Annotated in this window: 13 protein-coding genes; 12 read left to right on the top strand and 1 reads right to left on the bottom strand. The window is 55.6% G+C overall.

Features of this window, described 5'->3' with window-relative positions:
- The first annotated feature begins 166 nt into the window (after positions 1-166).
- A complete protein-coding gene (locus tag QTO30_RS14385) occupies positions 167-961 on the top strand; it encodes a cobalamin B12-binding domain-containing protein (protein ID WP_340424786.1) in 795 nt (264 codons plus the stop codon).
- Positions 962-996: 35 nt separating this feature from the next.
- On the top strand, positions 997-2,424 hold the full coding sequence (gene ppsR / locus QTO30_RS14380; RefSeq protein WP_340424785.1) for a transcriptional regulator PpsR: 1,428 nt from the start codon (positions 997-999) through the stop codon (positions 2,422-2,424).
- A gap of 14 nt (positions 2,425-2,438) precedes the next feature.
- On the opposite strand, the gene QTO30_RS14375 is transcribed toward ppsR, so the two are convergent.
- Positions 2,439-2,990, bottom strand: a complete 552-nt coding sequence (locus QTO30_RS14375) for an ActR/PrrA/RegA family redox response regulator transcription factor (protein WP_340424784.1) — start codon at positions 2,988-2,990, stop codon at positions 2,439-2,441.
- Between the two features lie 168 nt (positions 2,991-3,158).
- Here QTO30_RS14375 and regB point away from each other — a divergent pair, with 168 nt between their 5' ends.
- The 10 genes from regB (at position 3,159) to addA (ending at position 14,595) form a co-directional block, all read left to right on the top strand.
- A complete protein-coding gene (gene regB, locus QTO30_RS14370) occupies positions 3,159-4,562 on the top strand; it encodes a sensor histidine kinase RegB (protein WP_340424783.1) in 1,404 nt (467 codons plus the stop codon).
- A gap of 77 nt (positions 4,563-4,639) precedes the next feature.
- Positions 4,640-4,801: a hypothetical protein gene (locus tag QTO30_RS14365; RefSeq protein ID WP_340424782.1), complete on the top strand. Its 162-nt coding sequence runs from the start codon at positions 4,640-4,642 to the stop codon at positions 4,799-4,801.
- Positions 4,794-5,711, top strand: coding sequence for a hypothetical protein (locus QTO30_RS14360; RefSeq protein WP_340424781.1), 918 nt, complete (start codon positions 4,794-4,796; stop codon positions 5,709-5,711). The genes QTO30_RS14365 and QTO30_RS14360 overlap by 8 nt, the downstream gene beginning before the upstream one ends.
- A gap of 28 nt (positions 5,712-5,739) precedes the next feature.
- Positions 5,740-6,198, top strand: a complete 459-nt coding sequence (locus QTO30_RS14355) for a PAS-domain containing protein (RefSeq protein WP_340424780.1) — start codon at positions 5,740-5,742, stop codon at positions 6,196-6,198.
- A 41-nt stretch (positions 6,199-6,239) separates the two neighbouring features.
- Complete coding sequence (gene tsaE, locus QTO30_RS14350) at positions 6,240-6,704, top strand: tRNA (adenosine(37)-N6)-threonylcarbamoyltransferase complex ATPase subunit type 1 TsaE (protein WP_340424779.1); 465 nt, start codon at positions 6,240-6,242, stop codon at positions 6,702-6,704.
- Entirely contained in the window at positions 6,697-7,668 is a 972-nt protein-coding gene (locus tag QTO30_RS14345) for an aminoglycoside phosphotransferase family protein (protein ID WP_340424778.1), read from the top strand. The genes tsaE and QTO30_RS14345 overlap by 8 nt, the downstream gene beginning before the upstream one ends.
- The gene (locus QTO30_RS14340; protein WP_340424777.1) at positions 7,665-8,336 is read left to right on the top strand and encodes a nucleotidyltransferase family protein; all 672 of its coding nucleotides are present in this window, start codon (positions 7,665-7,667) and stop codon (positions 8,334-8,336) included. Before QTO30_RS14345 ends, QTO30_RS14340 begins: the two co-directional genes overlap by 4 nt.
- A complete protein-coding gene (locus QTO30_RS14335; RefSeq protein ID WP_340424776.1) occupies positions 8,329-9,972 on the top strand; it encodes a hypothetical protein in 1,644 nt (547 codons plus the stop codon). The genes QTO30_RS14340 and QTO30_RS14335 overlap by 8 nt, the downstream gene beginning before the upstream one ends.
- Positions 9,926-11,257 carry a PD-(D/E)XK nuclease family protein gene (locus tag QTO30_RS14330; protein WP_340424774.1) on the top strand — a complete coding sequence of 444 codons (1,332 nt, stop codon included), beginning with the start codon at positions 9,926-9,928 and terminating at the stop codon, positions 11,255-11,257. The genes QTO30_RS14335 and QTO30_RS14330 overlap by 47 nt, the downstream gene beginning before the upstream one ends.
- Positions 11,254-14,595 (top strand): double-strand break repair helicase AddA, encoded by a 3,342-nt coding sequence (gene addA, locus QTO30_RS14325; RefSeq protein WP_340424773.1) that lies wholly within the window; start codon positions 11,254-11,256, stop codon positions 14,593-14,595. Before QTO30_RS14330 ends, addA begins: the two co-directional genes overlap by 4 nt.
- Positions 14,596-14,625: the final 30 nt, after the last annotated feature.

Raw genomic sequence — 14,625 nt, 5'->3', positions numbered from 1 at the left:
ATTGATCAAGGCTAAATGTCAATATAATAGGGCTTATTTCAAATACTTCGTTAACCAATACCTGTTCTATGTCAATTTACTTTGACATTCCTGCACCCACCAACGAGAATAACACAACTTCTGCAATAGAGGCCTTTTGGCATTGATTCAGTCAGAGGACACATAGATGGCCGATCGTCAGAACTTTGACGCCAAGAAGGAAAACACTGTACCCCGGGTGCAGGCAGAGCGTCGTGGCGCGATTCCTTTTTTTAATGATGGCGCCGACCAGAAAATGAATGCCGCACTTCTGGCGACACTCAAGGCGGCAGCGCTTAGCCCTGATCGCAATGCCTGTCGCGATACGGTCAATGTAGCCCTTGCAGACGGTACCCGGCCCGAGGATTTGGCAGATTTGTACATCCCGGCTATCGCACGTGATCTGGGTGACCAATGGTGCGAAGACGAACTGAGCTTTGCCAGCGTGACCATCGGTGTATCGCGGTTGCAAGCCATGATGCGTGAGTTGGGGCCAAGCTGGACCGGCGACAACGCCATGACGCCAGGTGCTCCATCCATTCTTTTGCTGGTTCTGCAAGACGTCTATCACACGCTTGGTGCCATCGTTTTAACCAGCCAGCTGCGCCGCAAGGGCTTTTCGGTAAAGCTTGTTTTGGGGTGCAGAGCCGAAGATGTAGCCGAACGCCTGGTGCGTACTAAATATCATGCTGTCTTTATATCATCATCGCGCGGCGAAACACTTGAATCACTGCGCCACATCATTGATGTTATAAAAACATCAACGGATACACCACCGCCTGTCGTGGTTGGTGGCACTATTCTGGATGTTGAAACAGTTGAAGATGTAACGGCACTCACAGGGGCTGACTATGCCACAAGAATTCCGGACGAGGCCCTGAAGCTTTGCAATCTACTAGAAAACACGCGCAACCAAATAACACACGCCAAAGACGGAACCTAACGCATGAAAAGGGTTCCCAATCACAGGCGTCTTCAATGACATCCCGCGGAACGAAATACTGGAATAGCGGGGCGATCCCACTGATTGCGCCTGAAATCCTTGGTAACATTATTGCAGAGGTTGCTGACGTTGGCGTGGTAATCTCTGAAACCGGCTCGATCCTCTCTGTCCTTGTGAACCCCGCAAACGAAGCTTTCCGCCAGCTTGAAAGCTGGGAAAACAAAGATATTCGTACCGCTCTGACGATTGAAAGTGTGTCCAAATTTGAAAGCCGCCTCGCAGAGTTCCTTGAAGATAACTCTCGGGTTCGCCCGGTCGAGCTGAACCACACAGATGGCAACAACCGGTGGGAATCTCCGGTGCGATACAGCTTTCACCGCATTGGGCCGGACGGCGCGATATTACTGCTTGGTCGCGATCTGCGCCCGATTGCGGAGATGCAGCAGCAATTGGTCGAAGCGCAGCTGTCTTTGGAGCGTGACTATGAGACCCAGCGCGAATACGACACCCGCTTTCGCGTGCTGATGGAAAGCACAAGCGACGCTGTGATGTTTGTGTCGGTACTGACTGGCGAAATTACGGAGGCAAACTCGGCCGCAGTTGCACTCTTGGATCGTCCGCTTGAAAACCTGATTGGCAATCAACTGTCAGGATGTTTTGAAGGGCGCAAACGAGGCGATATGGTCGATGCCCTGGCATCACAGGCAATCTCGGATCAGAACAAGAAGATGACGGTCGATTTACGCGGCAACGGTGGCACGGTTGAGGTTTTCCCAACTCTGTTCCGCGCCGCCGGAGAGCGTATCTTGCTGTGTAGGCTGGTCCCCGAAAACCAAACGAGCGCCAAGGCAGACGCACTTAGTCACAATCTTCAAGCACTCTATGCAGACGGGCCCGATCCGATGGTGTTTACCACGGATACCGGTGATGTGTTGTCAGCCAACGATGCATTCCTCAACATGATTGATGTGGCACATGACATCAATGTGCGCGACCGCAGTCTTGCTGATTATCTGCAGCGGGGCAGCGTAGATTTCAAGGTTATGGCAGAAAACGCAGCGCGCGCCGGGCGCATGCGCAATTACGCCACAAAAATCGCTGGCGCTTACGGAAGCCCTCGCGCCGTCGAGATTTCAGTCACAAAGCTTTTGGCGGGTCAAAACACGATCTTTGCGTTTGTGCTGCGCGACGCCAACCGCGCTGAAGTCGCCCATTCACGTACGCACCCCGCCAACGACGAAAGCATGCGCTCTGTCGTTGAACTTGTCGGCAGCGCGACTTTGAAAGATATCGTCGCCGAAACAACCAATGTCGTGGAAAAGATGTGTATCGAAACGGCGGTCGAGTTGACAATGAACAACCGGGTTGCGGCTGCAGAGATGCTTGGGCTTTCGCGCCAGTCACTTTATGTAAAATTACGTAAGTTTGATCTGCTGAACCGCGAAACCGAAGAAGACAAGTAGATCAGAAATGCCGCTTAACGCGGGCTGCGCTTTGCCAGGATGCGCTGCAAGGTTCGCCTATGCATTGAAAGCCGCCGCGCGGTTTCAGACACATTGCGGTCGCACAGCTCATACACCCGCTGAATATGCTCCCACCGCACGCGGTCTGCGCTCATTGGATTTTCCGGTGGTGGCGGCAGCTCATCTGTCAGTGCGAGAAGGGCATTGGTCACATCGGTCGCGTCCGCTGGCTTGGCCAAATAGTCGGTTGCACCAATCTTTACAGCAGCAACGGCTGTGGCTATCGCACCATATCCGGTCAGGACAACAATACGCGCATCGGGTCTGCGGGCGCGAAGGGTTTCGACAACATCAAGGCCATTCCCATCCTCCAGTCGCAGATCAACAACTGCATATGCTGGCGGACGCGCTGTTGAAACTGCCTTGCCTGCCGCGACAGAGCCCGCCATTTCGACGTCAAACCCGCGTTTTTCCATTGCTTTTGCAAGTCGGCGCAAAAACGCTTCGTCATCGTCAACCAAGAGAAGGCTTTTGTCTTCGCCCAGATCCAACGCCTCGGTATTCATATTCAGACCTATTGCTCTTTCCTAGACTTAGGTAGGATTGTCGCGGGCGACGTCAACTCGCACCGCCAAATCTATAGAGCATGTAAACCTAAGCGACAATCAAGTCGCATTGATCATCCTATCATTCAGGCTATCCTATCCACCACAGTTTGTATCGGACCAACACGTATGCCGTCGACCGACTTTCAGCTGCTGGAACGACAAGAGCGTAGCGACTGGGTTAGGCTGCGGACGCTGATGACCCTGCGCTGGTTCGCAATTATTGGCCAATCAGCAGCCATTCTTGTCGCGAACCGGGTCTACAATATTGATCTTGCCTTAGGTGCAGTAGCGCTTGTGGTTACGGTTTCCATTTTTGCCAATCTGGCGTCCTATTACGCTTATCCCACCAACAAGCGTCTCTCGGAGTTCGAAGCAACGCTTTGGCTGGTGTTCGATATATTGCAGCTCACGGCGCTTCTCTATTTCACAGGCGGGCTGAATAACCCGTTTGCGATGCTTGTATTGGCCCCCGTAACGATTTCCGCAACGGTTCTGCACACAAGAAGCACCATTTTTCTTGGCTTGACTGCGATGGCGCTGATGACAGTCATCAGCGGCAACAACATACCTTTGATAGGCGACGACGGTGCCGAGCTTGTAATGCCGGTGTTGTTTCAGTTCGGCTTCTGGGTCGCTTTGCTGATCAGTCTGGTTTTCCTTGCACTCTATGCACGTCAGGTCACATCCGAAATGAACGCCATGAACGAGGCCTTGCTTGCTACGCAGCTTGCGCTTTCACGCGAGCAAAAGCTCACGGATCTGGGCGGCGTTGTTGCCGCAACCGCCCATGAACTGGGAACACCGCTGGCGACCATCAAGCTGGTCAGCAGCGAGTTGAAAGAAGAACTTCAGGATCAGCCCGAATTGCTGGAAGATGCTGAACTGATCCGTTCTCAGGCCGATCGGTGTCGTGACATCCTGCAGTCTATGGGACGGTCTGGAAAAGACGATCTGCAAGTGCGCTTCGCACCGGTCGAGACAGTCATCCGAGAGGCTGCAGAGCCGCATCTGAACCGGGGCAAGCGAGTGGAGTTCAGTGTTGTGCCGCAGGACGGTGCCAACCTGACTCAGCCTAGCATTGAACGGCGCCCCGAAATTATCCACGGATTGCGCAACCTTGTTCAAAATGCTGTCGATTTCTCACGCTCACGGGTGATGGTGGACATGACATGGTCCGAAAACAGCATCGACGTGCGTATTTCTGATGATGGCCGCGGCTTTCCGCAATCTGTCATTGGCCGCATCGGCGATCCCTATGTCAAACGCCGCCGATTGTCCGAAGATGGCGCGCGGCGCCCCGGCTACGAAGGAATGGGGTTGGGGCTCTTTATTGCAAAGACTTTGCTAGAACGCTCTGGCGCAAAGCTGAAGTTCTCTAACAGCCGCAGGCACGGCCATGCAAGCTGGACCGGGCAGGCCACGGGCGGCGCGATAGTAGAGGTCAGTTGGCCGCGCAGAATGCTGCAAACCAACCAGCCAAACGAGAATGTACCGCTTGGCCAGAACCAACCCTTTGCAATTTGGCCTTAATTCCACCTTTGACGTTAAGCCCACATTAACTTTCCTGACCGATATTTTAACCGGGCAGACTCGGGAATGGAAAGATTATGTTGTTGAACGTGGCAGAGCTTGGCGCCATCACGGTTGCGGCTTTATGTGGCGCTGTGCTGATCATCGCACTGCTGCAATTCAGGAAATCGTCCGACGTACAGCCCGTCGCTGCATTCAACACCATGTCCCAGGATGGCATCGTTTTCCTTTTTGCTTAAGAAAGACCTGATTGATGCCACCGCAGAGGCCTGGGCACTGATCGGGCATGGTTCCAATAACATCAGTGATCTTGACCTGATGATCGCCAGTATCTCCCAAGAGTTTCCGCAGATCAAAGACAAGCTTGCCGACCCTGCCGCCAAAGAGTTCCGTATCTCGAGCGAAAGTGACCTGACTGTCTTTATCGATGCTAAACGGACTGGCGATCGTCTGCGGATATCACTAAATGGCGATGAAGACTGGGCGCGTGCGCTGGTTTCGCTACGCTTGTCGTGTGATGTCAGCAACGCCGAAACCGCTTTGATGAATGACATCACAGCACATTCCACTCAACTTGTCTGGCACGAAGACGGCAACGGCAATCTGCTGTGGGCCAACAACGCCTATGCTGATGCACTGCGGCACCTCAGCATTGATGCAATTCTCGACAACAACGACGACCCTTCAAACCCGCAAAAACGCCGGATTGCAGTGCACCCGGGGAACGACAAAAGAGAACAATGGTTTGATGTATCAACTGTCCCGCACGGCGATGGGCGGTTGCATTTTGCAAACAACGCGACCGAGGTTGTGCGTGCCGATGATGCCCGATCTGAATTTGTCAAAACACTTGGTAAAACTTTCGGAGAACTCTCGATCGGCCTTGCCATCTTTGACAAGAACAGGCAGCTGGCCATGTTCAATCCCGCCTTTGTGGACATGACATCGCTGCCATTTGATTTTCTGAGCGCTAGCCCGGCCATTGATACGGTTCTTGACCGTTTGCGCGAGTTACGCATGATGCCGGAACCCAAACACTATGCATCCTGGCGCGAACAATTCACCGCCGTGGAAGATGCCGCAAAGGCCGGAACTTACAGCAAGAAATGGACCTTACCCGAAGGCCAAACATACCGGGTCACAGGCTAGACCACATCCGGACGGCGCGTTCGCTTTGTTGTTTGAAGATATCAGTGCTGAGGTTTCGCTCACCCGGCGTTTCCGCTTGGATATCGAAACCGGACAAGCCGTGCTTGATACGCTTTCCGATGGGATCGCGGTCTTTTCATCAACCGGTACGTTGGTGATGTCCAATCGCGCCTATGGCAGGCTCTGGTCAAACGGGCCAGACCAGGTGATGGAGCATCGTATTCTGCAGTCAGAGATGAAAACATGGCAAAATCAGTGCATCCCGTCGCCAATGTGGAACGAACTGCGCGATTACATCCAACAACTGGGCGCAAGGCAGCCTTGGTCAGACACCGTACTGATGGATGATGGGCGGCATATGGAGTGCCATGCGAATCCCATTGCAGGTGGCATGACCATGGTGCGCTTTACCATTGCCCGGGCCAAACGGCCTGAAATCAGAAAGCTAATGATGCATGATACGGCCATACGGGCTGCCAAGCGCTGATTTCCGCTTGCAGGGCCTGCGCAAGCTCATAATGTCGGGGCATGGCCTACACATTGTTCGAGTTTCCGTTAGCCGATGAAGCAGCAACCGGTGCGTTGGCCACGCAAATCGCTGGACGCTTAAAACCGGGCGATACGCTTTTGCTGGAGGGTGAAATCGGCGCTGGAAAATCGGCCTTTGCGCGCGCACTGATCCGCGCACGTCTTGGCCGGATAGAGGACGTCCCCTCACCTACATTTACGTTGGTCCAGACATATGAAGATGCGGCAGGCGACATCTGGCACTGCGATCTGTATCGTTTGAGCCACCCTGACGAAGCATTGGAGCTCGGCCTTGATGAGGCCTTTGAAACAGCCATCTGCCTGGTCGAATGGCCTGATCGCTTGGGCGACGTTGCCCCCAAAACCGCGCTGACCCTGGCCTTTGTGGCGCAACACGACCAACACCATGTCACTGTTTCCGGACCCGCCTTTTGGGCCGATCGGCTGCGAGGGTTGGATGCCTGATCGCACCGCAGCTATCGCCAGTTTTCTAGCCAACAGCATTTGGCAGGACTGGGCACAAACCCCACTCGCTGGTGATGCGTCTGCTCGCAGCTACCTGCGTCTAGCATCGGGGTCCAAGACAGCCATTCTGATGGATGCACCACCCGAAAACGGGGAAGATACGACACCTTTTGTCGAAATCTCAAGGCTGTTGCACCAACATGGCCTTGCCGCACCAGATATCCTCGCACATGATCCAAAGCAGGGTTTGCTACTGCTTAGCGACCTAGGCCCCGTAGACTTTGCCCAATGGCTACAAAATGCACCATCCGATGAGAAGGTACTTTACCGTGCCGCCACAGATATCCTGCTGAAGCTCGAAAAGGTCGATGCGCCCAGTCACCTTCAGCGCATGACACCCGCCGCGGGAGCCAAGATGATCGAGATCATTGGCCCATATTACAGCAATAAACCCACCGATGATCTTTGCGCCCAAATCCAACTGGCGCTAACACATTATGCACCTGATGCAACCACGCTCGCCTTGCGCGATTTCCATGCCGAGAACCTGATATGGCGTAACGCGCAGCAAGACGACGCGCGCGTTGGCTTGCTGGATTTTCAGGATGCCTTTGTTGCGCCACCCGGCTATGATCTTGTCTCGCTTTTGCGCGACGCGCGGCGTGATGTCAGCCCCAAGGTCGCAGATGACCTCATCAGCTACTTTGCTGAACAGACCCATGCGAAAGGCCCCATTCGCACATCACTGTCCTGTCTGGGTGTGCAACGCAACCTCCGTATCCTTGGTGTATTTGCACGCCTTGTAGCTGAGGTTGGAAAACCAAGATATCTTGATTTTATGCCCCGTGTCTGGGGCCACATCCTACATGATCTGCAAGACCCCGCGCTCAAGGACCTGCAGCAAGCTGTATTGGACACGGTACCGGCTCCAACAACCAACAAACTGGCAGGGCTGACCGCATGAGCATGCCAATCCTGTTTTTTGCGGCGGGTATGGGCACCCGCATGGGTGCGCTAACCGAAACTGTGCCAAAGCCACTTATCCCAGTTGCTGGCAAGCCGCTGATAGACCACGCGTTGGAGATCGCTGCTGCTGCCCGCATAGAAAGACAAGTCGTTAATCTGCACTATCGTGGTCAGATGATCAAAGATCACCTGAGAGGTCAGCCCATCATCTTTTCTGATGAAAGTGACGCGCTGCTAGAAACCGGCGGCGGATTGCGAAAGGCACTGCCTTTGCTTGATGGTAATCCGGTGCTGACCATGAATACCGACGCCGTATGGAAAGGGCCAAATCCGGTGCAGTGCATCCTGCAATCATGGCGGCCAGAGATGGAGGCGTTACTTCTGATCATCGAAAAGCCCAATGTTCATGGTCATTTGGGAAAAGGTGATTTTCGTATCAACGGCGATGGGCGCCTGCACCGCGCGCCCGAAGAAATCTATACCGGCCTTCAAATCATCCGCACGGATGTTCTGGGCGAAATCCCTGAAACAGCTTTCTCAATGAACCTTGCATGGAACCTGATTGCCAGCCGCGGCGGTCTCTATGGTACAACTTATCCGGGGCAATGGTGCGATGTCGGGCAGCCCTCCAGCATTGCGGCGGCAGAGGCGATGCTAGATGTTTGAGCCAAGCCGAAAACCACGGGTCTTTGCCAACCCCCTTGGTGTTGATTTCGCGCAAGGCCTTGTTGATGGGTTGATCGCGCGTATCGCGCATATGACCCCGACTGATCTGGCGCGGGTCGAAATCTATGTGAACACCACCCGTATGCAACGCCGGATCAGGGCTGTTTTCGACGACGGCCCAGCGCGGCTGTTGCCGCGTGTGCGCCTGATTACAGACCTTGCCAATGATCCCGTTTCGCTGGCCCTGCCACCAGCCGTGTCGCCTTTGCGGCGGCGGTTAGAGCTATCGCAGTTCGTGGCCAAGCTACTGGAAAAAGAACCCGATCTGGCACCGCGTTCCGCACTTTATGATCTGTCTGACAGTCTGGCCAAACTGATGGATGAGATGCAGGGCGAGGGCGTTAGCCCCGAAGCAATAGCCGCCCTCGACATCACCGACCAGTCGGGACATTGGGAACGCGCGCTTGCTTTCCTTAAGATCATCACACCGTTCTTTGATCAGCAGAACGAACCGCCAGACCAAGAGGCACGGCAACGTATGGTGATCGAAGCACTTGCGACCAAGTGGGAAACAAACCCACCCGAGCACCCCATCCTGATTGCGGGATCCACCGGATCGCGCGGCGCGACTGCCCTGTTCATGCAGGCTGTTGCAAAACTGCCCCAGGGGGCGATCATCCTGCCCGGCTTTGACTTTGATCTGCCTGATCCCGTTTGGGATGCCATGGATGATGACATGACTGCAGAGGATCACCCGCAATTTCGGTTTCGCCATCTGATGAACCTGATGGGGTTTCAGCGTGACGATGTTAAACAGTGGTCATCTGGTTCCCCAACCCATCCGCAGCGGAATGCGCTGATATCCCTTTCGCTCCGCCCAGCGCCAGTGACAGATCAATGGTTATCTGAAGGGCCAGGTTTGGGTGACCTGCATAGGGCCACCGCCGGGTTGACACTGGTCGAGGCCGCATCGCCGCGGGCCGAGGCCGAGACCATCGCGCTGCGCCTGCGCCAGGCCGCCGAAGATGGAATATCAGCCGCGTTAATTTCGCCGGACCGGATGCTGACGCGACAGGTGACTGCAGCGCTTGACCGTTGGGACATCAAACCTGACGACAGTGCGGGCACACCGCTGGCCCTGTCGCCACCCGGGCGGTTCTTGCGCCACGTTGCTGATCTTTTTGGCAAACAGTTAACCGGCGAAGCACTCTTATCCTTGCTCAAACATCCACTGTGCCATTCCGAACGCGATGATCGGGGCGAGCATCTGCGCCACACCCGGGACTTGGAACTATACTTGCGCCGCTATGGGCCACCGTTTCCAAGGGCGGATGACCTTCTGTCATGGGCTAAGAAGGGAAATGGGCGCGACGATTGGGCTACATGGCTGGCGTCGCTAATCACCGGACTGGCAGACGCTGGGCCCGAAACGCTGACTAACCATCTAGACCGGCACATCGCGCTGGCCGAACGGCTTTGCGCTGGCCCCTCTGCGTTAGGATCGGGCGGGCTTTGGCATGAAGCCGCCGGGCGCGAAGCCCGCAAAACCTGCGACAACCTGAACCAAGCTGCCAGTGCCGCATGGCACAATGAACCCGCGCGATTACGCCGCCCTTTTTGGTGCAGTCATCGCTGAAGGTGTGGTGCGCGACCGTGATGCAGGTCACCCCAATATCCTGATATGGGGAACGCTTGAGGCGCGGGTGCAAGGGGTTGATTTGACGATCCTGGGTGGCATGAACGATGGGGTTTGGCCCGAGGCGCCGCCACCAGATCCTTGGCTGAATCGGGTTATGCGGGCAAAAGCAGGGTTGCTGCTACCCGAACGGCGGATTGGGCTGTCTGCGCATGACTATCAACAGGCGGTCGCCGGACGCGAGGTCTGGATCACGCGCGCGAAGCGCTCTGCCGATGCGGAAACCGTGCCGTCGCGCTGGGTGAACCGGCTGACCAATCTGCTGACGGGTTTGCCACAACAGAACGGCCCGGATGCACTGGCCGCGATGAAAGCAAAAGGCGATCATTGGAGCGCCATGGCGGCGGCACTATCGTCGCCGGACATGCGCGTGCCGCCAGCGCCGCGCCCATCGCCATGCCCGCCCGTTGTAGCACGGCCCCAAAAGCTATCCGTCACTCAGATCAAAACACTGATCCGCGATCCTTTTGCGATTTATGCCCGCAAGACCTTGCATCTCAATCCGCTCGATCCACTGTCACCTACCGCCGATGCCCCGCTGCGCGGCATCATCGTGCATGGTATCCTAGAGAAATTCATCCGCGCCGGACATGGCGCTGATGATCGGGAGGCACTGATGCGGATCGCTGCGGCAGAATTCGCAGCACATTGCCCGTGGCCGACAATCCGGGCCCAATGGATGGCGCGGATGGACCGTAGTGCCGATCAGTTCCTTGCCGATGAAGAGGCGCGACAAGCGCTTGCAGCGGACCACAAGACCGAAGCTTATGGGGAAATTCTGGTTGCCCCCACAGGCTTGCTACTGACCTGCAAGGCCGACCGTATTGACCTTACGGAAACACGGGCGGCATTGATCTATGACTATAAAACCGGGGCTGTGCCGACCAAGAACCAACAGCTTACGTTCGACAAACAACTGCTGCTTGAAGCCGCAATGGTCGAGCTTGGTGCGTTTAAGACCCTTGGCCCCGTGCCTGTCGGTGGTGCTGAATTTATCGGGGTGAATGCCGCGATGAAGAACGTCGCGGCACCACTCAAGGAGCAGCCAGCAGACCGGGTTTGGGCAGAGTTAGAAACACTTTTTACCAATTGGCAGGACCCCAAACGGGGGTATACGGCCCGCCTCGCGCTTTTCTCAAAAACCGACCAAAGCCCCTATGATCACCTATCGCGCTATGGGGAATGGGATACCAGTGATGATCCCGAACCACAGGTCCTGACATGATCCGTGATGCCGCCACCCAACGGCAGGTTGATGCCGCTGATCCGCGTACATCGACGTGGCTATCAGCGAATGCTGGGTCTGGAAAGACCCGCGTGTTGACGGACCGCGTCGCGCGTCTGTTGCTGGAAGACGTGTCGCCGCAAAACATCCTTTGCCTGACCTACACCAAGGCCGCCGCGGCAGAGATGCAGAACCGCCTGTTTCAGCGTCTGGGCGGGTGGGCGATGATGGCAGACAATGATTTGCGCGCCGAGTTGCAGGGCTTAGGCGTTGATCGTCAGATCACTGCATCGCAGTTGTCCCAAGCACGCACCCTCTTTGCCCGTGCAATCGAAACGCCTGGCGGCTTGAAGATCCAAACTATCCACTCTTTCTGCGCAGGCGTCCTGCGGCGTTTTCCGTTAGAAGCGCAGGTCAGCCCCCAGTTCCGCGAAATCGAAGACCGCGCAGCCGAGATTTTGCGCGCCGAAGTCGTGGATGAGATTGTGATGGGTCCGGAAGCCGACGTCGTACACCGATTGCTGGCCCATTTTTCTGGCAACGACTTGTCCAAGTTCACGGCAGAAATCGCGAGCCAACGCGATGTCTTCGCCAGACAGGCCTCTCAGGCTGATGTGAAGATATCCCTTGGCCTAAACGCGAAAGCCCAGCGCGAAGACGCTTTGGCGATGGCGTTTCGGGGCGATGAGGCAGAGACTGTTGCAGAGTTGCAAACCGTCTTTCAAGGGCAGTCTGCGACCTACAAGCAGTTTGCAGGGGCATTGGCCGCACTCGATCTGCAAAACCCCGATTGGGCCGCGTTAGACACGCTTTTTCAGCTGTTTCTTTATGCGGGCACCTGTAATTCCAAGTCTGTTAACTTCCCCCAAAGCAACCACGGCAAAGCAGTCGAAGCGATGGCACCGATTGCCGAAGCCGTCCACGATTGGATGGACCGGGTCGCTGGCGCACGCGCGCACCTGTGGGCCATGGATGCCTTGGACCGGACCATGGCGCTCTATGATTTTGCCGACATTTTTGTCCCGGCCTATGAAGATCGCAAGCTTGCGCTGGGCGCGCTTGATTTTGACGATCTGATCCGCAAAGCCAAGGCACTGCTGACGGACCGCGATGTAGCACAATGGGTGCTGTTCCGGCTAGATGGCGGCATTGACCATATCCTTGTGGACGAAGCCCAAGACACCAGCCCGACCCAGTGGTCCGTTATTGAACAGCTGACGCAGGAGTTTGCCACGGGCGAAGGCGCACGGATGGACCGCGAGCGTACCGTGTTTGTAGTGGGCGACAAAAAGCAGTCAATCTATTCGTTCCAAGGGGCTGACCCGGCTGCCTTTGATCAGATGAAAGCACACTTCAAAAATGCCCATCAGGCGATTAGCAAGCCGTTTGAAGTCACTTCGCTGGATCACTCTTTCCGGTCATCTCAAGCCATACTGTCGGTTGTGGATCAGACGTTCATCGGTGATCGCGCCGCAGGGATGGACGACAGCCTGACCCACATCGCTTTCAAAGAAAATATGCCTGGCCGTGTGGATCTTTGGCCTGTGATTGAAAAATCCAACGACGAAGATGATCGCAAATGGTTCGAGCCTGTCGATCAACCAAGTGCCACCGATCATACTGTCCTAATGGCCCAGCGCGTTGCAGAACAGATCAAATATATGATCGCGCATGAAACGATCCCCGACGAGATTGGGAATTCTGGGGCGTTTTGTCGCCGTCCGATTACCGAAGGTGACTTCCTTATCCTGGTGCAACGCAGGTCTGAGCTCTTTGCCGAGATCATTCGCGCCTGCAAGGCCGCCGATCTGAAGATCGCGGGTGCAGACAGGCTGCGTGTCGGTGCGGAGCTTGCCGTAAAAGACCTTGCTGCCGTTCTGAGTTTTCTCGCATTGCCCGAGGACGATTTATCGCTGGCTTCTGCATTACGATCGCCGCTGTTCGGGTGGACCGAACAGAGCCTGTTTACCCTCGCGCATCATCGCGCAGAGAATAGTTTTCTATGGGAAGCACTGCGTAACACCGACCACATCAACACGCTGGACATCCTCAACGATCTGCGCAGTAAATCGGACTTCTTGCGCCCCTATGATCTGATCGAACGCATCCTGACCCGGCATGACGGACGACGCAAACTACTCGCCCGTCTTGGGCCGGAAGCCGAGGATGGGATCGATGCGTTGCTATCCCAGGCGCTGGCCTATGAAAGCACCGGCGTGCCCAGCCTGACGGGATTCCTGACATGGATGGAAACGGACGATCTGGAAGTAAAACGCCAGATAGAAAGCCAAAGCGACCGCATCCGTGTGATGACAGTGCATGGCGCGAAGGGTTTGGAAGCACCAATCGTCATTCTGCCCGACACCGCCAAGCGTGATGTGAAGGTCAATCAGGAACTTCTGCCAGCGGGCGACCATCTGATCTGGAAAACGCCCGTCAAAACGTCAGCAACTGCGGTGACCGCGTTGCGCGATCAGGTCGTGGCAAAGCAAGCGCGCGAAAGGATGCGTTTGCTTTATGTCGCCATGACGCGCGCTGAAAAATGGCTGATTGTTGGCGCCGCCGGAGACGTGGGCGAGGGCGATGCCAGTTGGTACAACATCGTCGCTGACGGCATGAGCAGACGCGGTGATTACAATGCGATGTTGGGCGATATGCCGTTGCGCCGGGTGTCCGAGTTGGATTGGGATTCGCTTGAATTGGTGACGAAGACAGCAGAACCGAAACCGCATATCGCACCGCCGTCATTTGGTACATTACCAATCCCCCAACCCACCAAGACCATCGCCCCGTCAGAACTGCCAGGTGCCAAAATTATGCCAGGTGATCCCGCCGGTGACGATATCGAAGACGCACTCGCGCGGGGCACACAAATTCACCTGTTGCTCGAACATCTGCCAATGATCGCCAAAGATCAGCGACATCAACTTGGCCTGCAACTGTTGCAATCCGACGATGCAAGCCTTGTGGATGACGTGATCGCTCTGATCGAAAAGCCGGAACTGGATTGGGTGTGGGGGGCTGATGCCCTGACCGAAGTTGTCATCACCGCCGACATCCCCAACCTTGGCCGTATCCATGGGGCGATTGACCGGTTGATCATCGGGGCGGATACGATCACGGCTATCGACTACAAATCAAATCGGCTTGTCCCTGACACCGCTGACGCGACACCAATTGGCCTGCAACGTCAGCTTGCGGCTTATGATCATGCCTTGCGCGACATCTACCCTGATCATCAGATATCAACGGCAATTTTGTGGACGCACAGCGGCACTCTGACAGTTTTCTCGCAACAACATCTTCACGAAGCGCTGAACGCGCTCGCTACATCTTGACCAACCGCAGTAGGGTTCCTAGTTTCGGTC

It is taken from the genome of Yoonia sp. GPGPB17, from assembly GCF_037892195.1.
Lineage (GTDB): Bacteria > Pseudomonadota > Alphaproteobacteria > Rhodobacterales > Rhodobacteraceae > Yoonia.
Note: the sequence above shows the minus strand (reverse complement) of the source record. Positions and strands in the feature narration are given on the sequence as shown.

Coding starts and splice junctions, on each gene's coding strand:
- addA (WP_340424773.1), top strand. CDS start 11,254: ATGATCCGTGATGCCGCCACCCAACGGCAGGTTGATGCCGCTGATCCG.
- QTO30_RS14385 (WP_340424786.1), top strand. CDS start 167: ATGGCCGATCGTCAGAACTTTGACGCCAAGAAGGAAAACACTGTACCC.
- QTO30_RS14335 (WP_340424776.1), top strand. CDS start 8,329: ATGTTTGAGCCAAGCCGAAAACCACGGGTCTTTGCCAACCCCCTTGGT.
- QTO30_RS14375 (WP_340424784.1), bottom strand. CDS start 2,990: ATGAATACCGAGGCGTTGGATCTGGGCGAAGACAAAAGCCTTCTCTTG.
- tsaE (WP_340424779.1), top strand. CDS start 6,240: ATGGCCTACACATTGTTCGAGTTTCCGTTAGCCGATGAAGCAGCAACC.
- QTO30_RS14345 (WP_340424778.1), top strand. CDS start 6,697: ATGCCTGATCGCACCGCAGCTATCGCCAGTTTTCTAGCCAACAGCATT.
- QTO30_RS14330 (WP_340424774.1), top strand. CDS start 9,926: ATGAACCCGCGCGATTACGCCGCCCTTTTTGGTGCAGTCATCGCTGAA.
- QTO30_RS14365 (WP_340424782.1), top strand. CDS start 4,640: ATGTTGTTGAACGTGGCAGAGCTTGGCGCCATCACGGTTGCGGCTTTA.
- ppsR (WP_340424785.1), top strand. CDS start 997: ATGACATCCCGCGGAACGAAATACTGGAATAGCGGGGCGATCCCACTG.
- QTO30_RS14340 (WP_340424777.1), top strand. CDS start 7,665: ATGAGCATGCCAATCCTGTTTTTTGCGGCGGGTATGGGCACCCGCATG.
- regB (WP_340424783.1), top strand. CDS start 3,159: ATGCCGTCGACCGACTTTCAGCTGCTGGAACGACAAGAGCGTAGCGAC.